General features: G+C 72.5%; 16 protein-coding genes. 10 read left to right on the top strand and 6 right to left on the bottom strand.

Annotation, left to right across the window (positions count from 1 at the left end; translation table 11 throughout):
- Positions 1 to 72: 72 nt before the first annotated feature.
- The 3 genes from N542_RS25105 to N542_RS0115520 are packed head-to-tail and all read right to left on the bottom strand — an operon-like array spanning position 73 to position 3330.
- Positions 73 to 1398: an alpha/beta fold hydrolase gene (locus N542_RS25105; protein WP_051551867.1), complete on the bottom strand. Its 1326-nt coding sequence runs from the start codon at positions 1396 to 1398 to the stop codon at positions 73 to 75.
- A gap of 5 nt (positions 1399 to 1403) precedes the next feature.
- Positions 1404 to 2843: an alpha,alpha-trehalose-phosphate synthase (UDP-forming) gene (locus N542_RS0115515; protein ID WP_028644712.1), complete on the bottom strand. Its 1440-nt coding sequence runs from the start codon at positions 2841 to 2843 to the stop codon at positions 1404 to 1406.
- A 43-nt stretch (positions 2844 to 2886) separates the two neighbouring features.
- The gene (locus tag N542_RS0115520; RefSeq protein ID WP_028644713.1) at positions 2887 to 3330 is read right to left on the bottom strand and encodes a nuclear transport factor 2 family protein; all 444 of its coding nucleotides are present in this window, start codon (positions 3328 to 3330) and stop codon (positions 2887 to 2889) included.
- 22 nt (positions 3331 to 3352) lie between these two features.
- On the opposite strand from N542_RS0115520, the gene N542_RS25110 reads away from it, so the two are divergent.
- Entirely contained in the window at positions 3353 to 4489 is a 1137-nt protein-coding gene (locus N542_RS25110) for a sulfotransferase family protein (protein WP_036508148.1), read from the top strand.
- Positions 4490 to 4544: 55 nt separating this feature from the next.
- Here N542_RS25110 and N542_RS25115 read toward each other — a convergent pair whose 3' ends face one another.
- Positions 4545 to 7577 carry an amidase gene (locus tag N542_RS25115; RefSeq protein ID WP_051551870.1) on the bottom strand — a complete coding sequence of 1011 codons (3033 nt, stop codon included), beginning with the start codon at positions 7575 to 7577 and terminating at the stop codon, positions 4545 to 4547.
- A 228-nt stretch (positions 7578 to 7805) separates the two neighbouring features.
- Between N542_RS25115 and N542_RS0115535 the strand changes: the two genes are divergently transcribed.
- Positions 7806 to 8639, top strand: a complete 834-nt coding sequence (locus N542_RS0115535) for a pseudouridine synthase (protein WP_197026005.1) — start codon at positions 7806 to 7808, stop codon at positions 8637 to 8639.
- A gap of 313 nt (positions 8640 to 8952) precedes the next feature.
- On the opposite strand, the gene N542_RS0115540 is transcribed toward N542_RS0115535, so the two are convergent.
- Positions 8953 to 9513, bottom strand: coding sequence for a TetR/AcrR family transcriptional regulator (locus N542_RS0115540; protein WP_028644715.1), 561 nt, complete (start codon positions 9511 to 9513; stop codon positions 8953 to 8955).
- A gap of 52 nt (positions 9514 to 9565) precedes the next feature.
- On the opposite strand from N542_RS0115540, the gene N542_RS0115545 reads away from it, so the two are divergent.
- The 5 genes from N542_RS0115545 to N542_RS0115565 all read left to right on the top strand — a co-directional run bounded on the left by N542_RS0115545 (position 9566) and on the right by N542_RS0115565 (position 14590).
- Positions 9566 to 10807, top strand: a complete 1242-nt coding sequence (locus tag N542_RS0115545; RefSeq protein WP_036508150.1) for a hypothetical protein — start codon at positions 9566 to 9568, stop codon at positions 10805 to 10807.
- Positions 10804 to 11643 carry an oxidoreductase gene (locus N542_RS0115550; protein WP_028644717.1) on the top strand — a complete coding sequence of 280 codons (840 nt, stop codon included), beginning with the start codon at positions 10804 to 10806 and terminating at the stop codon, positions 11641 to 11643. The genes N542_RS0115545 and N542_RS0115550 overlap by 4 nt, the downstream gene beginning before the upstream one ends.
- Positions 11640 to 12569, top strand: a complete 930-nt coding sequence (locus tag N542_RS0115555) for an oxidoreductase (RefSeq protein ID WP_028644718.1) — start codon at positions 11640 to 11642, stop codon at positions 12567 to 12569. Before N542_RS0115550 ends, N542_RS0115555 begins: the two co-directional genes overlap by 4 nt.
- Positions 12570 to 12653: 84 nt before the next feature.
- Positions 12654 to 13952, top strand: coding sequence for a sensor histidine kinase (locus N542_RS0115560; RefSeq protein ID WP_051551871.1), 1299 nt, complete (start codon positions 12654 to 12656; stop codon positions 13950 to 13952).
- On the top strand, positions 13949 to 14590 hold the full coding sequence (locus tag N542_RS0115565; protein ID WP_028644720.1) for a LuxR C-terminal-related transcriptional regulator: 642 nt from the start codon (positions 13949 to 13951) through the stop codon (positions 14588 to 14590). Before N542_RS0115560 ends, N542_RS0115565 begins: the two co-directional genes overlap by 4 nt.
- Here the strand turns inward: N542_RS0115565 and N542_RS0115570 are convergent.
- Complete coding sequence (locus N542_RS0115570; protein WP_081795239.1) at positions 14587 to 15654, bottom strand: Gfo/Idh/MocA family protein; 1068 nt, start codon at positions 15652 to 15654, stop codon at positions 14587 to 14589. The two genes, N542_RS0115565 and N542_RS0115570, sit on opposite strands and share 4 nt — an antisense overlap.
- A 117-nt stretch (positions 15655 to 15771) precedes the next feature.
- Between N542_RS0115570 and N542_RS0115575 the strand changes: the two genes are divergently transcribed.
- The 3 genes from N542_RS0115575 to otsB all read left to right on the top strand — a co-directional run bounded on the left by N542_RS0115575 (position 15772) and on the right by otsB (position 17481).
- Entirely contained in the window at positions 15772 to 16068 is a 297-nt protein-coding gene (locus N542_RS0115575; RefSeq protein ID WP_028644722.1) for a DUF3263 domain-containing protein, read from the top strand.
- A 12-nt stretch (positions 16069 to 16080) separates the two neighbouring features.
- Positions 16081 to 16578, top strand: a complete 498-nt coding sequence (locus tag N542_RS0115580; protein WP_036508361.1) for a LytR C-terminal domain-containing protein — start codon at positions 16081 to 16083, stop codon at positions 16576 to 16578.
- 63 nt (positions 16579 to 16641) lie between these two features.
- Positions 16642 to 17481, top strand: coding sequence for a trehalose-phosphatase (gene otsB, locus N542_RS0115585; RefSeq protein ID WP_028644724.1), 840 nt, complete (start codon positions 16642 to 16644; stop codon positions 17479 to 17481).
- The last annotated feature ends 88 nt before the right edge of the window (positions 17482 to 17569 follow it).

Genomic DNA, 17569 nt, shown 5'->3' on the forward strand with positions numbered 1-17569 from the left:
CGGTTCACCGGGGATTGCCGCACTTCTCGGGCGTTGCAACGGCCGAGAAGTGCAGGAAGAGCCTGAGAAGTCCTACGGCGCGAGGGCGCGTGAGCCGGCCGACGGGTGCCGTCGACGCGGGTTGGCGCCGATGGCCTCCGTGTCCGGCGCCTTCTTCGCCGGCGCCTTCTCCGCGGCGACCTTCTTCGCCGGCGCCTTCTCCGCGGCGACCTTCTTCGCCGGCGCCTTCTCCGCGGCGACCTTCTTCGCCGGGGCCTTCTGTGCCGCGACCTTCTTCGCGCGAGCCTGGGTGGCGGGGGCCTTCTTCGCCGCCCGCCTCCTCGGTACGGCGCGCCCGTCGTGCTCCTCGAACCACTCGTCGAGCACCTGCCATGTGGAGTCCCGCGCCCCGCGGCCGGCCAGCATCCCGAGGTGCCCGCCCGGCACGATCTCGAACCGTACGTCGCTCGAGCCGCTCAGCAGCGGCAGCACGGCGCGGACCGCGGCGATCGGCGCGATGCCGTCGCCGGCGCCCGCGAAGACCAGCGTGGGGGCCGTGACCGCGGACAGCGAGACGGGGTGGTCGCCGAGCTCGACGGTGCCGGTCGCCAGCGCGTTGCCCTTGGCGAAGCGGTGGTAGAGCTGCCCGAAGCTGCGGCCGGGGTACGCCGTCATCGCCGCGGTGAAGCGGTCGACCGCCTCGACCTGGGCGAGCCAGTCGGCATCGTCGAGGTGGACGGCGACGGCGATCGGCTTGGTGACCAGCTTCTGGAAGGAGGTGAGCTGGAAGGCCCAGCGCACCAGCGGCGTCGGCGCTCCGCCGAGGGCGCGGTAGGTGCGGGTGATCGGGCCCGGCCAGTCCGTCTCCCGCAGGAGCGGCCGCAGCGGCGCGATCATCGGCACCAGGGTCGTGTCGACCGGGGCGCCCAGGACCGACAGCGACGCGATCGGCAGGTCGGCGAAGTCCGCGGCGGCGAGCATCGCGAAGATCCCACCGAGGCTCCAGCCGACGACGTGCACGGGCCGTCCGCCGGCATGGCGGGACGCCTCCCGGATCGCGGTCGGCACGACCTCCTCGACCCAGTGCTCCAGGCCGAGGTTGCGGTCGCGGAAGGAGACCTCGCCGTACTCCACCAGGTACGTCGGCCGTCCGGTGCCGACCAGGTGCTCGACGACCGAGCAGCCGCGGCGCAGGTCGAAGCAGGTCGCCGGCGCGGCCAGCGGGGTCACCAGCAGCACCGGGTCGCCGTGCTGCTCGACCGCCGGGTCGGGCCGGTAGTGGTAGACCTCCCGCAGCAGGCCGTCGTCGACCAGGGTGCGCGGCATCGGGCGCAGGTCGGCCAGGCCGCCGTACAGCAGCAGGTGCGCGGCGTTGCCGGCAGCCGCCAGGACCTGATCGGGCTTCGGCACCAGGTCCATCGCGCTCAGCCCTGCTTCGCCGGGCGGACGATCTTGGCGTGCGAGGCCTGCGTGTCGTTGAGCGCCTGGAGGAAGCTGGCCGCCCATGCGGCGACGTCGTGCTCCATCACCTGCTTGCGCATCGCCTTCATCCGCCGGGTCAGGTCGCGGTCGTCGGCCCGGTAGGCCTCCATGAAGGCGGACTTCATGCCGTTGATGTCGTAGGGGTTGATCTGCCAGGCCTGGCGCAGCTCCTCGGCGGCCCCGGCGAACTCGGAGAGCACCAGCGCGCCGTCGTTCTCGAAGCGGCAGGCGACGTACTCCTTGGCCACCAGGTTCATCCCGTCACGGTACGGCGTGACGACCATGATGTCGGCCGCCCGGAAGAGCGCGGCCATCTCCTCGCGGGGGTACGACGCGTGGAAGTAGCTGATCGCCGGCTGCCCGATCTTGCCCAGGTCGCCGTTGATCCGCCCGACGAGGCGGTCGATGTCGTCACGCAGGATCCGGTACTGCTCGACCTGCTCGCGCGACGGGGTCGCGACCTGGACGAAGACGGCGTCCTCGACGTCGAGGGCCCCGTCCTCGATCAGCTCGGCGAAAGCGCGCAGCCGGGCGTGGATGCCCTTGGTGTAGTCGAGGCGGTCGACGCCGAGGAAGACCTTGCGGGGACTGCCGAGAGCCGCGCGGATCTCGGTGGCCCGCTCCTCGACCTCCTCGGTCCGCGCGAGCTCCTCGAACCCGCGCGAGTCGATGGAGATCGGGAAGGCGGCGGCCCGCACGGTGCGGCCGTCGGGCAGGTAGACGACGTCGCGGTGGGTCTTGTGCCCCACGCGCTGGCGGACCAGGCGGACGAAGTTCTGCGCCGCTCCGCTGAGCTGGAAGCCGACCAGGTCCGCGCCCAGCAGACCCTCGAGGATCTGCCGGCGCCACGGCAGCTGCTGGAAGAGCTCGGTCGGGGGGAAGGGGATGTGCAGGAAGAAGCCGATGCGCAGGTCCGGGCGCAGCTCGCGCAGCATGGCCGGCACCAGCTGCATCTGGTAGTCGTGGACCCACACGGTCGCGCCCTCGGCGGCGGCCTCCGCCGCTCGCTCCGCGAAGCGCCGGTTGACCGCGGTGTAGGAGTCCCACCACTCGCGGTGGAACTCCGGCTTGGCGACGACGTCGTGGTAGAGCGGCCAGAGGGTCGCGTTGGAGAAGCCCTCGTAGTGCTCCTCGACCTCCTCGGCGCTCATCGTCATCGGGATCAGGTCCATGCCGTCGTCCGTGAACGGCTCGAGGCCGCTCTCGGTGCCGCCCGGCCAGCCGATCCAGGTGCCGTCGTTCTCCCGCATGATCGGCTCGATGGCCGTCACCAGACCGCCGGGCGAGCGCCGCCAGCCGGGGCTGCCGTCCGGGAGCGTCACGCGGTCCACGGGCAGCCGGTTCGCCACGATGACCAGGTCTGCCGAGCCAGAGGTTGCCACGCTGTCACCCTAGTCGGAGCCCTCACACGGGTCCGACGGCGTACTAGAACCGCAGGTGGTGGCTCAGGTCGCCGCTCTGGTCCACGAACATGGTGCGGCTGTCGAAGCACCACACGTCGTCGATGCGGTGGAACGTGTCGTGGTAGTGCCCGGTGATGATCACCTGGAGCGGCAGCGCGTCGGTGGCCTGCGTGACGAGGTAGCTGGTGCGCGCGGTCGCCGTGCCGGCGGCGTCGTCGACCTCGATGCGGGCGTTGGTCGTCAGGTGCTTGGTCTTCGGCGTCCCGGTGTCGTCGTAGATCCGGGTGGCCATCCCGTAGAGCTCGCGCACCCGCTCGCGTCCCTCGAAGACCGTCTCGGGCGGGCCGCCCTCCTGGCCGTTGATGCGGCCGTGGGCGAAGAGGTCGGCCACCCCGTCCAGGTCGCCCGCGTCAATGAGCTCGGCGTACTCGTAGAGCAGGTTCTCGATCTCGCGGGCGCTGTCCACCGCGACAGCATAGGTTCGCGCCATGGTGGCTGGCTTCGATCTGGCGAGCGTCGTCGAGGACGCGCGCCGCAAGGAGGGCCTCGACGACTTCGGGCCGGGCGCCTTCGAGGAGCCGCTGGGCGTCCTGCTCGAGGCGTACGCCGGCGCGGGGCTCACCGACGTGGGGGCGCACCTGCTGCGCGGCGGCGCGGTCCACAGCCTCCGGATGCGACTGCGGGCCCAGGAGTGGGTGCGCCGGCACTCCGAGATCGCCGATGAGCAGGTCGTCGACCCGGTGGTCGTGGTCGGGATGATGCGCAGCGGCACGACCCTGCTGCAGCGGCTGCTCGCGGCGGACCCGCGCTTCCGCTGCGCGCGAGGGTGGGAGGTCGTCGAGGTCGCCCCGCGGCTCGACCACCGCTGGGACGGCGACGACCCCCGGATCGCGAAGGCGGTGGCGCGCGAGGAGGCGTCGCGCCAGTGGGTGCCCGAGCTCTACGCGATCCACCCGATGCACGCGCTGGAGGCCGAGGAGGAGATCGTCTTCCTGGCCGATGCCTTCCTCTCCCACGTGCCCGAGGCCGGCGCGCACGTGCCGGCGTACCGATCCTGGATCGACACCCAGGACTTCGCGCCGGCGTACGAGCACCTCCACCGGATGCTCCAGCTCCTGCAGTGGCAGCAGCGACGCCGCGGCATCGAGGCCGAGCGGTGGGTGCTCAAGACGCCGGCCCACCTGGGCTACCTCGACGTCCTGTGGGCGCGCTTCCCCGGCCTGCACGTCGTGCACCTGCACCGCGACCCGGTCGAGACGATCGCCTCGGGTGCCAGCCTCAACGCGACCCTGCACGCGATGCACGCCGACACCGTCGACCTGCACCGGATCGGTGCCGAGTGGATCGAGCGGATGGGGTGGACCGACGACCGCGCCACCGCGACGCGGGCCGGCTGGCCGGGTTCGCTGGTCACCGACGTGGAGTTCGCCGAGGCGGTCGCCGACCCGATCGGCCAGGTCGCGCGGGTGTACGACGCGCTGGGGCTCGACCTGACCGCCGAGGCCGAGGCGTCCATGCGCGACTGGCTCCGGCGCCGTCCGCGCGACGCGAGCCGGCCGGCGTACACCCCCGAGACCTACGGCCTCTCCGCGGACCAGATCCGCGAGCGGTTCACCCGGCGTTGACACGCAGCAGCGCCGTGGACCCCGAGGTCCACGGCGCTGCTGAGGGGGAGCGCTGCTACTTCTTCTTGACCCGCAGGGTCAGGGTGCGGCTCCACTTCGACGCGTACTGCTCACCCGCGACGACGTACAGCCGGATCTTGTGGCTGCCCACGGACAGCTTGGGCAGGAGCACCGTGCTGGACCGGTTGACTTTGACGGTCCTGATGACCCTGGAGCCGTCGTACACGAGGACCGTGGACGGGGCGCCGACCGTCACCTTGACCGCCGAGCGCTGGCCGGCCTTGACGGTCGACCTGGTCAGCGTGACGCTCACGCTCGGAGCGGCCTTGGACACCTTGAGCGTCGCGGTGGCGACGCTCGCGGCCACGGTCGCCGAGCCGGCGTACGACGCGGTGACCAGGTGCGTGCCGACCGACACGGTCCGAGGCAGGGTCAGCGTGACCCGGCCGGCGGCCAGGGTGCCGGTGACCGTGCGTCCGTCGACCTCGACCGAGACCTTGCCGGTCGCGGCCGGGTCGGCGGTGACGGAGACGGTCGCGGTGGTCGTGGCGCCGTACTTCACCGCCGTGCTCGAGAGCCGCAGCCCGGTGACCGACTCGGCCGGTCCGCTCCACGTCAGGGCGGGGGCGAACTCGGTGTGCATCGCGGCCTTGGTCTGCTGCTCCAGGGCGTAGCCCATGCCGAGCACGTCGGCGTCGTCCCAAGCCCGTCCGACGATCTGGATGTTGTTGGACTGGCCCTCGGCGTTCTCTCCGATCGGCAGGATCGCCGTCGGCAGGCCGATGGTCTGCGTGATGACGCCGGACGCGCGGTCGGAGCTGAAGATCGCCGAGGACGCGTCGTTGTTGCCGACACTGGTGAGGAAGCCGGGGTAGATCACGGCGTCGACCGGGGTGATCGCCTCGGGGGTGGCCCCGAACGCGGTGTCCATCCAGGTCGCTGCCGTCTCCTTGTAGGCGTCGCGTCGAGCCAGCAGGTTGGTGACGGAGGTGTCGTCCATCGGCTGCGAGGTGTAGTTGCTCGACACGTTGTAGGGCAGGTTCGCCTGGCTCTCCATCAGCTGCTTGGTGGTGAGGGGGAACGTGGTGGGACGCGCCTCGGCGATGTAGCGCTCCCAGCCCTCGGCGCCGGCGCTGCCGGTCGTCGGGTAGCTCCCGGTCGGCGCGGGCGGCGCCGTCTGACCGGTCGCCACCGGGACGAGCGTGCCCCCGGCGGCCTCGATGGCGGCCTTGGCCTGGGCGAGCGCCAGGGCGCCGGCGTTGTCGTCGACGATGACGGTCGAGGCGAAGGCGGCCGGGTTGTAGCCGATGACCTTGCCCTGGAGGGCGTCGGTCCTCAGGGCGGTCTTCCACTCGGTCGGCCGGAGGTCGTTGTCGACGCGGCTGGTGAGCAGGTCGTCGGGGTTGTTGCCGGTGGTCCGGGTGGCCGTCGCGTCGAGCATCGAGGCCACGTCGGTGACCGACTTGGCGATGGGGCCCGCATAGTCGGTGGCCCAGGTCAGCGGCATCACGCCGTTGGTGCTGGACAGGCCGTCGGTGCCCCGGAACGTCGTCAGGCTGGCGCCGGTCGACGGTGCGTAGAGCGAGACCCCGGTCTGGGTGCCCATCGCCGCGGCGGCCAGCTCGGCCCGCACGGCGGTCGCCGACCCGCCGCTGGAGCCGAACGAGGTCTTCGACGGGTAGAGCGCGTTCCAGGTCTGCTCGAAGCCGCTCTCGCTGAACGATCCCGAGTTGGCGAACTCCGACAGGTTGGTCTTGCCGATGATCACGGCGCCGGCCTCGCGCAGCTTGGCGACCTGCCACGCGTCGGTCTTCGGCTCCCAGTCCTTCAGGGCCAGGGTGCCACCCGACGTGGGCATGTCCTTGGTGTCGTAGAGGTCCTTCAGCGCGATCGGCACCCCGAGGAGGTCACCGTTCTTGCCGTCCGCGCGGGCCGCGTCGGCCGCCATCGCCTGCGCGACGGCGTCCTTGGCGACGGTGATGAAGGCGTGGAAGCCCAGCGCCCCGTCGTCGTAGGCCGCGATCCGGTCGAGGTAGGCCTTCGTGACCTGCACCGAGGTGACGGTGCCGGCCACCATGTCGGCCTGCAGGTCGGCGATGGTCTTGCCGGTGACGTCGTAGGCGACCTTGGTGGTGTGCTCGACCTCGGCGTCGGCCGCGGGCAGCTGCAGGGGCTCGGCCCCGGCGCAGGCGGCGGCGTACGCCGAGATGTCCCAGTTCTGCAGCGTGCAGATCTCGTCGATCGTCAGGTTGGAGAAGTCCGGCGTCGCGGCCAGCGCGGCGGTGTCGGTCGCGATCTGGGTGGTGTCGCTGAGCGCCCCGACGACGACGTACTGGGCCAACGACTCCGTCTGGCCCGGCGCGACGGTCAGCTCGCGGACGAAGCCGAGGTCGTTGGCGCGGCTGCCGGTGGGGACGTACGCCGTGGTGAACGGGTCGGACTGCTGGTCGCCGAGGTCACTGATGCCCGACCCGACGACGACGCCGGTCGGGCGGGTGCTGCCCGGGGTGGTCGCGGCGATCCAGGTGTCGGTCGGGTCGGCGACCGCGTCACCGCTGCTCGAGGCGCTGAGGGTCGCCTTGTTGGGGCTCGTGGTCGCGGTCAGGCCGGAGCCGAGCGAGCCGCCGAAGGAGACCTTGAGGGTCACCGGCTCGGTCGAGGTGTTGGTGAAGGTGTCGAAGAAGCTGGTGGTGTTGGTGGCGGTCGCGACCTGGACCTTGCGGGTCATCAGGACGTCGGCCAGCCGGACCGACCTCGTTGAGCGGTACGACCCGGGCGCGGCGGCGGTGAGACCGAAGCCGCGCATCATCTGGTCGTTCATCCGAGGTGCTTCGTCGGCCGGGGTGTCGACGTGGACGAAGAGGTTGCCGAACCCCTCCATCCGGGAGCCGGTGACGTTGCGGATCGACCCGGTGTCGAGTCCGGGGCGACGGGCGTCGTTGATGGAGACGTTGGCGCCGTTGCTGGTCGTGACGTTGGTCAGTGCCTGCGCCTGCGGGGCGATCGCGAGGGCGCTCAGGCCGACCGCGACGACCACCGGGACGGCGGTCAGGCGGGCGGCGCGGCGCCCGGGAGTCTGGTGGGGCATGGAGGTGGCGGTGCCTTTCATCGGGAGGACGAGCTCGTGGCCACCGCTGTTCTATGCACGCCCGGTAACGGACGATCGGTCCCCACATTTCTCGCCTGTAACGTTTCAAGATCCGCCGGCACCTAGCATCGGCGGATGCCCCCGCACTCGCCCCTGCCGCTGCGCCACGGCCTGGGCGCGGCCTGGGTGCGGACGCCGGACCGTGCCGAGCCGGCGCCGTGCTCGACGATGGGCGAGTGGCTCGAGCAGCGGCTCAGGCCCCGGGTCGACGTGGCCGCGCTGCTTGCCGAGGGTCGGTTCGTGTACGACGACCTCCGGCCCGTCCGCGACGACGATCCCTACCGTCCGCACACCTTCGTGTGGTTCCACCGCGACCTGCGTGACGAGCCGCAGGTGCCGGGCGCGCTGCCGGTCATCCACCGCGACGAGCGACTCGTGGTCGTCGACAAGCCGGCCTTCCTGTCGTCCATCCCGCGTGGCGACCACGTCGTCCAGAGCGTCGTCGTCCGGCTGCGTGCGGAGCTCGGCCTGCCCGAGCTCTCGACGCTGCACCGGCTCGACCGCGTCACCTCCGGGGTCCTGATGCTCGCGACCGAGCAGCGCTGGCGGGCGCCGTACCAGCAGCTCTTCGAGCGCGGCGAGGTGCGCAAGACCTACCGGGCGCTGGCGTCGTACCGTGCCGATCTCGAGCTGCCGGTGACGGTGCGCAACCACATCGCCAAGGAGCGCGGGGCGTGGCGGGCCGAGGTGGTGCCGGGGGCGGCGGTCAACGCCGAGACCTGCGTCGACCTGGAGTCGCGCGACGGCGAGCTGGCCGTCTACCGGCTGTCGCCCCGCACCGGTCGCACCCACCAGCTGCGCCTGCACCTCTACGGCCTGGGCATCCCGATCGTCGACGACCCGCTCTACCCGGTCGTTCGCGAGATCTCGATCGACGACTTCAGTCGCCCGCTGCAGCTGCTGGCCAGCGAGCTCGCCTTCACCGACCCGGTCGACGGGAGCGAGCGCCGCTTCGAGAGCGTCCGGCGGCTCCCGCTGAGGACGTCGGTGGACGCTGGTTGAGGTGTGAGCCGCGCTAGCGGCGAGCCTCGACACCATCGTGGGTCGGCCTGGGTGGTTTCGAGGCTCGGGCCTGGCGGCCCTCGCACCTCAACCACCGGTGGGTCTGTGTGTCGTGCGGTGACGGCGTTGGTTGAGGTGTGAGCCGCGCTAGCGGCGAGCCTCGAAACCATCGTGGGTCGGCTGGGGTGGTTTCGAGGCTCGGGCCTGGCGGCCCTCGCACCTCAACCACCGTGGTGCTCCGGGCCTGGCGGCCCTCGCGCCTCAACCACCGTGGTGCTCCGGGCCTGGCGGCCCTCGCACCTCAACCACCGGGCTAGAGGGCCGGGCGAACGCGCTCGAGGGCTTGCTGGGTGAGGTCGCCGAGGCCGGCGAGGTCTCGGTCGGCGGGGCCCTCGGTCCAGACGGCGAGGGCCGCGAAGACGGCACCCGCCACCACCTCCGCGCGTACGGCGGCGTCGAGCGGCGACTCGCCGCGCTCGGTCAGGAGGGTCCGCAGCTCGGTGGCCATGGCGCCCTGGCGGTCGCGGAAGGTGCGCTCGATCCGGTCGGCGCTGAGCAGCTGGGTGCGCAGCCGCGCGATCTCCAGCATCAGCCGCGGGTCGGTCGGCGCCGAGGCGAGGGCGGCGAGCACGGAGCGGATCAGGTCCTCGTCGGCGGGTCGGTCGCGCATCGCCGTGCGGAACCAGGCCAGACGGCTGACGACGTCGCCGAAGAGGACCTCGTCCTTGGTGGCGAAGTGGCGGTAGAAGGTGCGCTCGGTGACGCCCACCTCGGCCGCGATCGCGGCGACGCTGGCCGCCTCGAAGCCGTGCTCGACGTAGTGCCGCAGGGCGGCGTCACGCAGCGCGGCCCTGGTGCGATCCGCCTTCGTCATGCTCTCATAATGTCAGAACTGACATTCCGACTCGGCACCGCTGAGGAGAGCCATGACCCACCCGGTCGCCACCGCCGAGCAGCACGCCCACGAGCTCGCCGCCCTCGAGCTGGTCGCGCACCCGACCGTGCGGACGGCGTACGGCGCCGTCGCCGAGACCTGGCTGGGTCGCGCCCGCGCGTCGGACGCGATGCGGGCGCGGTTCGACGCGGCGTACGAGGAGGTGATGTTCTCCGCGGCCGTGTGGTCGTCCAACCAGGACCCGCTGCGGCCGAAGGTCACCACGATCACGCGGCTCGCGCACGAGGTCGACGGTCGCCGGATCCCCGGCAGCCGCTGGGGCATCGACAACCCGGACTCGGTCTACCGGGTCGTCCCGATCTCCGGCGACGAGCGCTACGAGATCCGCGGACGGGTCGGCGAGCACCGGATGACCGAGAACTACTTCACCCTCTGGGACGCCCACATGGGCACCGTCGACGTGCTCGACGGTCGCCGGATGCACGTCGAGGACGACGGGTCGTTCCTGATCACCGTCGACCCCGCCCCCGCAGGCGGTCGGCCCAACCACGTCCGCTCCACGTCGCAGGCGCACGAGCTCTACGTCCGCGACGTGCTGCTCGACTGGGGCCGCGACGACCCGAACGCGTTCACCGTCGAGCGGCTCGGTGGCCGACCCGCCCGGCCGGCCGCCACGCTCGACGAGCAGGCCGAGGCGACGGCGCGGATGATGGCCCACTTCGCGAGCTTCACCGGCAAGCTCAGCCACGGCATGTACAAGGCGCCGGAGAACCACTTCTCGCTCGCCTGGACCGCCGACCACACCGGCGCGATGCGCAACCAGGTGTACGTCGCGGGGCGGTTCGTGCTCGCGCCGGACGAGGCGTTCGTGGTCGACGTGAGCGACGGGGGAGCGGAGTACTTCACCGTCCCGCTCTCCAACATCTGGGGCACGACGCTCGACGTGCTCGACCGGACCGGCAGCCTCAACAAGGCCCAGTCGCTCGCCAACGCGGACGGCACCTACACCTACGTGATCGCCGCCCAGGACCCCGGCGTGCACAACTGGATCGACACCGACGGACTGCTCGAGGGGATTCTCACGCTGCGGATGGCGGAGTTCCCCGACGGCGGCGCGCGACCCGACCTGTCCGCGCGCGGGCGGGTGGTCCGGCTCGATCGGCTGGACGCAGAGCTGCCGGACGCACCGCGGCTCGACGCCGCCGGGCGCGCCGCCCAGCTCGCCGCCCGGCGTACGGCGTACCTGCGCCGCCTCCCGGAGGTGACGGCATGAGCCGCTGGCTGATCACGGGGTGCTCGACCGGCATCGGCCGGGAGATCGCCCGCGCGGCGCTCGGCGACGGGCACCAGGTCGTCGTCACCGCCCGCAGGGTCGCGGACGTCGAGGACCTCGTGGAGACGTACGGCGACGCGGCGCTCGCCGTACCTCTCGACGTCACCGACCGCGCGCAGATCGACGCTGCCGTGGCCGCCGCGGGCGCGGCCTTCGGCGGCATCGACGTCCTGGTCAACAACGCCGGCTACGGCTACCTCTCGGCCGTGGAGGAGGGCGACGACGCCGACGTACGACGGCTCTTCGACACCAACTACTTCGGGGTCGTGGACACGCTCAAGGCCGTCCTGCCCGGCATGCGCGCGCAGGGCAGCGGCCACGTCATCAACATCTCCTCGATGACGGGCCTCGTCGCCAACCCGCCCAACGCCTACTACAGCTCGACCAAGTTCGCGCTCGAGGCGCTCACCGAGGCGCTGGCCAAGGAGGTCGGCCCGCTCGGCATCAGGGTCACCGCCATCGAGCCGGGCGCCTTCCGCACCGACTGGGCCAAGCGCTCGATGCACGAGGCGGCGGCTCCCATCGAGGCGTACGCCGCCGACGTCGGCGCCCGCAAGGAGCTGATCAGGGCGTTCGCCGACCACCTGCCCGGCGATCCGCGCAAGGTGGGCGCCGCGGTCGTGATGGTCGCCGGTCTCGAGGAGCCACCGCTCCGGCTGCTGCTGGGCAAGGACGTGCTCGCGGCGGTGCGCGCCAAGCTCGCCGAGACGGCGGCGTCCATCGACGCGTGGGAGCACGTCACCATCGACACCGACCTCCCGCCGGACCACCGATGACCACGCCGACCGCGCGGCTCCCCACCGCCGCCGAGGTCCTCGTCGGCATCGATCTCTCGGGCCGGACCGCCCTGGTGACCGGCGGCTACTCCGGCATCGGCGTCGAGGTGGTCCGCGCCCTCGCCGGCGCCGGCGCCCAGGTGCTCGCCCCGGCCCGGCGCCCGGACAAGGCCGAGCGCGTCCTGGCCGGCATCGCCGGTGTCGAGGTCGGTGCGCTGGACCTGGCCGACCAGGCCAGCGTCGCGGCGTACGCCGACAGCGTGGCCGGCCGCCGCCTCGACCTGGTCATCAACAACGCCGGGATCATGGCCTGCCCCGAGACCCGGGTCGGCGACGGGTGGGAGCTGCAGCTCGCCACCAACCACCTCGGCCACTACGCGCTCGTCAACCGGCTCTGGCCGGCGATCGGCGAGGGCGCCCGCGTGGTGAGCGTGTCGTCGACCGGGCACCACCTCTCGGACATCCGGTGGGACGACCCGTGGTTCGCGGAGGGCTACGACAAGTGGCTCGCCTACGGGCAGTCCAAGACCGCCAACGTGCTCTTCGCCGTCCACCTCGACGAGCTCGCCCAGCAGCACGGCGTGCGCGCCTTCTCCCTGCACCCCGGGGCCATCCTGACCCCGCTCGGGCGGCACCTCCAGGCCGAGGACCTCGACGCCGTGATGACCCTCGACGATGACGGCAACCCGGTGCTGCCCGACTTCCGCTCGCCCGAGCAGGGTGCGGCGACCGCGGTCTGGGCGGCGACGTCGTCCGAGCTCGACGGACGTGGTGGGGACTACCTCGAGGACTGCGCCGTCGCGGACGTCGTGCCGGACGGACCGCAGACCACCAGCGGCGTACGCGCCTATGCCCTCGACCGCGACGCGGCCGCGCGGCTGTGGACCTGGTCCGCCGACGCGACCGGGGTCGACGCCTTCCGGTGACCGGGGCGGTGTCGGGCTGGCCCGACCAGGGCTGTCGGGCTGGCAGGATCGTGCACCGACGCCGAGACTCCTAGCGTCGACGCCATGACGGAGACCGTGACCATGCCCCTCGCGACGCCCGCCGACGCGCCGGCGCCCACCCGCCCGCGCGGCGTGCGCCGGGTGCTGCTGGAGAGTGCCTACAGCCTGTCGGCCTTCCCCATCGCCCTGGTGGCGTTCGTCGTGGTGGTCACCGCCCTGACGGTGGGGCTGGCACTGGCGATCTTCATCGGGGGCATCCTGCTGGTCTCGGGCGGCGTCATCGTCGCGCGCGGCTTCGCCCGCCTCGAGCGGATCCGGCTGCGGGGGATGCTCGGCCGGGAGGCGCCCACCCCGCGCTACGTCGCCGCACCCGCGGGCGCCGGCTTCTGGCGCCGGTCGCTGACGCCGCTCAAGGACGCCCAGTCCTGGCTCGACGTGGTGTGGTCGCTGGTCGGGCTGGTGACCGGGACGCTGGCGTTCGCGGTGGCCCTGATCTGGTGGACGGCCACGGCGACCGGGCTCACCTACTGGTTCTGGCAGCACTGGATCCCCGAGGGTGACGAGTCCGGGCTCGCGGACCTGGTCGGGCTCGGCGAGGGCCGGACGACGGAGAGCCTGCTCAACCTCGGCCTCGGCGTCGTCCTGCTGCTGACCCTGCCGTGGGCGGTGCGGCTGGTGACGGTGGTGCACGCCAGCCTGGCGTGGGTGCTGCTCAGCAGCCGCGCCGAGCTGCAGCACGAGGTCGCCCGCGTCGAGGGCGGCCGCGACGCGGCCCGGGTCGCCGAGGCCGAGTCGATGCGCCGGCTCGAGCGCGACATCCACGACGGACCGCAGCAGCGGCTGGTCCGGCTGACGATGGACCTCGGCCGGGCGAAGCGCCAGGTCGCCGACGACCCCGCACAGGCCGCGGTGACCATCGACGGGGCCCTGGCCCAGGCCCGCGAGACCGTCGCCGAGCTCCGGTCGCTGAGCCGGGGGATCGCCCCGCCGCTGCTGGTCGACCGCGGCCTGGCCGCGGCGCTCGAGGAGATGCTCACCCAGAGCGTGGTCCCGGTCGAGTCGCGCATCGACGTACCCGCCCAGCTCCCGCCGCACGTCGAGACGGCCGTCTACTTCGTGGCCGCCGAGGCGCTCACCAACGTCGCCAAGCACAGCGGTGCCGCGACGGCGACGGTGTCCGTCGTCGCGTCCGCGGCCGAGGTCGAGGTGCGCGTCGAGGACGACGGCGTCGGCGGCGCCCACCCGTCGAAGGGTCTCGGGCTGGCCGGCCTGCGCCAGCGGCTCGCGGCCGTCGACGGCACCCTCGACGTCGCCTCCCCGGAGCAGGTCGGCACGACGCTCGTCGCGAGGATCCCGCGGTGAGGGTGGTCGTCGCCGACGACTCCCTGCTGCTGCGGGAGGGGCTCCAGCTGCTGCTCGTCGAGGCCGGCCACGACGTGGTCGGCTCGGTGGGCGACGGCCCGTCCTTCGTCGCGGCGATGCTCGAGCAGCGCCCGGACCTGGGGATCGTGGACGTCCGGATGCCGCCCAGCCACACCGACGAGGGCCTGCGGGCCGCGGTCGACGTACGACGTGCGTGGCCGGAGGCCCGGCTGATGGTGCTGTCGCAGTACGTCGAGGTGTCGTACGCCGAGGACCTGCTCGCCGCCGGCGACGGCGGGATCGGCTACCTGCTCAAGGACCGGGTCAGCGACCTCGACGACTTCCTCGGCGCCGTGCAGGCGGTCGCCGCCGGCGGCACCGTGCTCGACCCGATGGTCGTGCGCCAGCTGATGGGCCGCAACCGCGACCCGCTCGCCGACCTCACGCCGCGCGAGCGCGAGGTGCTCTCGCTGATGGCGGAGGGCCGCTCGAACGCGGCGATCGCCGAGGCGCTCTCGGTCTCGCTCGGCGGCGTCGAGAAGCACACCCAGCGGATCTTCGCGAAGCTCGGGCTGCTGCCCGACGACGATGCCGCGCACCGACGGGTGGTGGCCGTGCTGCGCTTCCTGCGCTCCTAGCCCGGGAAGGTGACGCCGACCTGGCGGCGCACGTCGTCCATCTGGCGCAGCAGCGTGAGCGTCTGCGCGTGCGGCACCAGCGGGCTCTCGCGCAGGCCGGCCCGCAGGCAGCGCTCCACCTCGGCGATCTCGTTGCCGTAGCCCTGGCCGATCACCGGCTCCTCGCCCACGACCTCGACCGGCGCGCCGGGCTCGACGGCCCAGCTGCCGGCGCCCTCGACGTACGGCGTGAAGACGGCCTTGGTGGGGTGGTGGAAGTCGTCGAGCTCGATCCGACCACGGTCCGTGGCGATCTCCGCGCGACGCGAGGAGTACGACGTCATCGACGCGGTCATCGTCGCCAGCGCACCCCCGGGGTAACGGCCGGCGACCGCGACGTCGAGGTCGATCCCGCGCGTCGACAGGTCGGCGGTGGCGAGCAGCTGGTCGGCCTCGCCGAGCAGCAGGTGCGCGACGGTGAGCGGGTAGATGCCCATGTCGAGGAGCGCGGAGGCGCCCAGGGCGGGGTCGAGCATCCGGTCGTCGGGGTCGGCGTCGACGCGGAAGCCGAGCTCGGCGTGCAGGTGCCGCGGCCGCCCGAACTCGCCGGCCGCCAGCCGGGTGCGCAGCTCACGGATCACCGGGTGGCAGGCGGTCCACATCGCCTCCATCAGGAAGCAGTCGTGCACGCCGGCGAGCCGCACCATCTCCTCGGCGTCGGCGGTGTCCAGGGTGAGCGGCTTCTCGCACAGCACGTGCTTGCCCGCCTCGAAGCACAGCCGGGCGTTGTCGAGGTGGAAGGCGTGCGGCGTCGCGACGTAGATGACGTCGACGTCGGGGTCCGCGACCAGCTCCTCGTAGGAGCCGTACGCCGCCGGCGTCCCCTCCCCGGCGTACTCCCGGGCGAAGGCCTGCGCGCTCTCCAGCCGCCGCGACCCGACCGCCGCGAGGCGGCTGCCGGGCACCTTCGCGAGGTCGCGGGCGAAGGTCTGGGCGATCTTGCCGGTGGCGAGGATGCCCCACCCGATGCTGCTGGACTCGCTGCTGGACTCGCCGGGGAGGTCGCTGCCGATGTCTGCTGCCATGACGCGGAGAGTAGCCGGAGATCAGGCGCCCGCGACTCGCCGCCGGACGAATCACATCGTTGTGGTTCGCTCGCCCTATAGTGATCGTGACCAGCACTGTCGACCCCGAGGAGCACCATGGACGCCGCGAACGCGCTCCACGGCGACGCGGGCAACGCCGCGCCCGCCCTGAGCGCCCGTGACGCCGAGATCCTCGAGTTCGAGCGGCAGTGGTGGAAGTACGCCGGCGCCAAGGAGACCGCGGTGCGCGAGAAGTTCGACATGTCCTCGACGCGCTACTACCAGGTCCTCAACGCCCTCATCGACCGTCCCGAGGCGCTCGAGGCGGACCCGCTGCTGGTCCGCCGGCTGCGTCGGCTCCGGGCCGCCCGCCAGCGGCAGCGCTCCGCGCGCCGCCTCGGCTTCGAGGTCTGAGCGGTGGCCCGGATGCATGGAACGCGTGGTCAGCGGGGTGCGGTCTTCCCGTCCCCGGTCGTGATCCTCAGCGTGCTCGCCGTCGCGATGGCCGGCATCGCCTACGTCGTGACCCAGGACAGCGAGCCGACCGAGCGTGAGGTCACGACGGTCGTCAAGCAGCAGCCGAAGGAGTCGCCCGCGCCGTCGTACACCGCGAGCGCCACGGCGAAGCCGAAGCCCAAGCCGCGCGTGCACCGCGGCAAGGTCTACGTCGAGGTCTACAACAACTCCGGCATCACCGGGCTCGCCGGCACGGTCGCCGACCGGGCCACCGACATCGGCTGGAAGGTCGTCGGGTCGGACAACTGGTACGGAACCATCCCCGCGACGACCGTCTACTACCCGAAGCGGCTCAAGCGCGAGGCCAAGACGCTGGCGCTCGACCTGGGCATCCGCCGTACGGCGCCCGCCGTCGACCCGATGCGCCAGGACCGGCTCACCCTGATCCTCACCGACCCCCTGGACTGAGCGGTTCGCCACATTTCGGCTCCCGGCATCCCGGGGTCGGCGCTCGGATGATTGGGTGGACTCATGGAGTTCACCTCCACCGACGGGGCACGACGGTACGACGAGCTCGTGCGCGTCGCGGGCCGCGCGATCATCGGGCTCGACTTCGACGGCACGCTCTCGCCGATCGTCGACGACCCGGAGGCCGCGCACATCCACGACGACGCCCCCGACGTGCTGCTCGACCTGGCCCGTGAGGTCGCCGCGGTCGCGGTGATCACCGGGCGCCCCGCGCGCCAGGTGCTCGACCTGGGCGGTCTGGAGGAGGTCGGCGACGCGCTCGCGAGCGCCGACGCGGACCTCTACGTCTTCGGCCAGTACGGCAACGAGCGCTGGTCGTCTCGGAGCCGACGGATCATCACGCCGCGCCCGCCGCGGGGCCTGGCGTCCTTCGAGCGCGAGCTGACCGGCGTGCTGCGTCGCGCCGACGCCGCCGACGCGTGGGTCGAGGACAAGGGTCTCGCGGTCGCCGTGCACACCCGACGCCTCGACGACCCGGACGCCGCCTTCCAGCGGCTGCTGCCGCTGATCCGCAACCTCGCCAAGAACAACGACCTGATCACCGAGCCCGGTCGCAACGTCATCGAGGTGCGCTCCTCGGGGATGCACAAGGGCCTGGCCGTGCGGACGCTGGTCGAGGAGCTCGACGCCGGTGCCTTCCTCTTCGCCGGCGACGACCTCGGCGACATGGAGGCCTTCGAGGCCGTCGCCGAGCTCCGCGACGCGGGCCTGCCCACGCTGCTGGTCTGCTCGGCCTCGGCCGAGCAGAGCGCTCTCGTGCCGCTCTCCGACGTGGTCGTGAAGGGCCCCGAGGGGGTCCTCGACCTGCTGCGCCGGCTGACGGCCGACGCGCGCGACGCCTAGCTGCCGGGCCGGGATGGTCCGGCGCGTTCGCCCTCGGTGAACAGGAGGGTGTCTCCGGAACACCCGGCACCCCCGGGAAGTTGAGTCG

Origin of the sequence: Nocardioides sp. URHA0020 (assembly GCF_000620705.1) — a bacterium.
Classification (GTDB): Bacteria; Actinomycetota; Actinomycetes; order Propionibacteriales; family Nocardioidaceae; genus Nocardioides.

What these genes read in the sequence shown, in the direction of transcription:
- N542_RS25115 (WP_051551870.1), bottom strand. Translation starts at nt 7,577, where the DNA reads ATGCCCCACCAGACTCCCGGGCGCCGCGCCGCCCGCCTGACCGCCGTC.
- N542_RS0115570 (WP_081795239.1), bottom strand. Translation starts at nt 15,654, where the DNA reads ATGGCAGCAGACATCGGCAGCGACCTCCCCGGCGAGTCCAGCAGCGAG.
- N542_RS0115545 (WP_036508150.1), top strand. Translation starts at nt 9,566, where the DNA reads ATGACCCACCCGGTCGCCACCGCCGAGCAGCACGCCCACGAGCTCGCC.
- N542_RS0115575 (WP_028644722.1), top strand. Translation starts at nt 15,772, where the DNA reads ATGGACGCCGCGAACGCGCTCCACGGCGACGCGGGCAACGCCGCGCCC.
- N542_RS0115540 (WP_028644715.1), bottom strand. Translation starts at nt 9,513, where the DNA reads ATGACGAAGGCGGATCGCACCAGGGCCGCGCTGCGTGACGCCGCCCTG.
- N542_RS0115535 (WP_197026005.1), top strand. Translation starts at nt 7,806, where the DNA reads ATGGGCGAGTGGCTCGAGCAGCGGCTCAGGCCCCGGGTCGACGTGGCC.
- N542_RS25105 (WP_051551867.1), bottom strand. Translation starts at nt 1,398, where the DNA reads ATGGACCTGGTGCCGAAGCCCGATCAGGTCCTGGCGGCTGCCGGCAAC.
- otsB (WP_028644724.1), top strand. Translation starts at nt 16,642, where the DNA reads ATGGAGTTCACCTCCACCGACGGGGCACGACGGTACGACGAGCTCGTG.
- N542_RS0115555 (WP_028644718.1), top strand. Translation starts at nt 11,640, where the DNA reads ATGACCACGCCGACCGCGCGGCTCCCCACCGCCGCCGAGGTCCTCGTC.
- N542_RS0115550 (WP_028644717.1), top strand. Translation starts at nt 10,804, where the DNA reads ATGAGCCGCTGGCTGATCACGGGGTGCTCGACCGGCATCGGCCGGGAG.
- N542_RS25110 (WP_036508148.1), top strand. Translation starts at nt 3,353, where the DNA reads ATGGTGGCTGGCTTCGATCTGGCGAGCGTCGTCGAGGACGCGCGCCGC.
- N542_RS0115560 (WP_051551871.1), top strand. Translation starts at nt 12,654, where the DNA reads ATGACGGAGACCGTGACCATGCCCCTCGCGACGCCCGCCGACGCGCCG.
- N542_RS0115580 (WP_036508361.1), top strand. Translation starts at nt 16,081, where the DNA reads ATGCATGGAACGCGTGGTCAGCGGGGTGCGGTCTTCCCGTCCCCGGTC.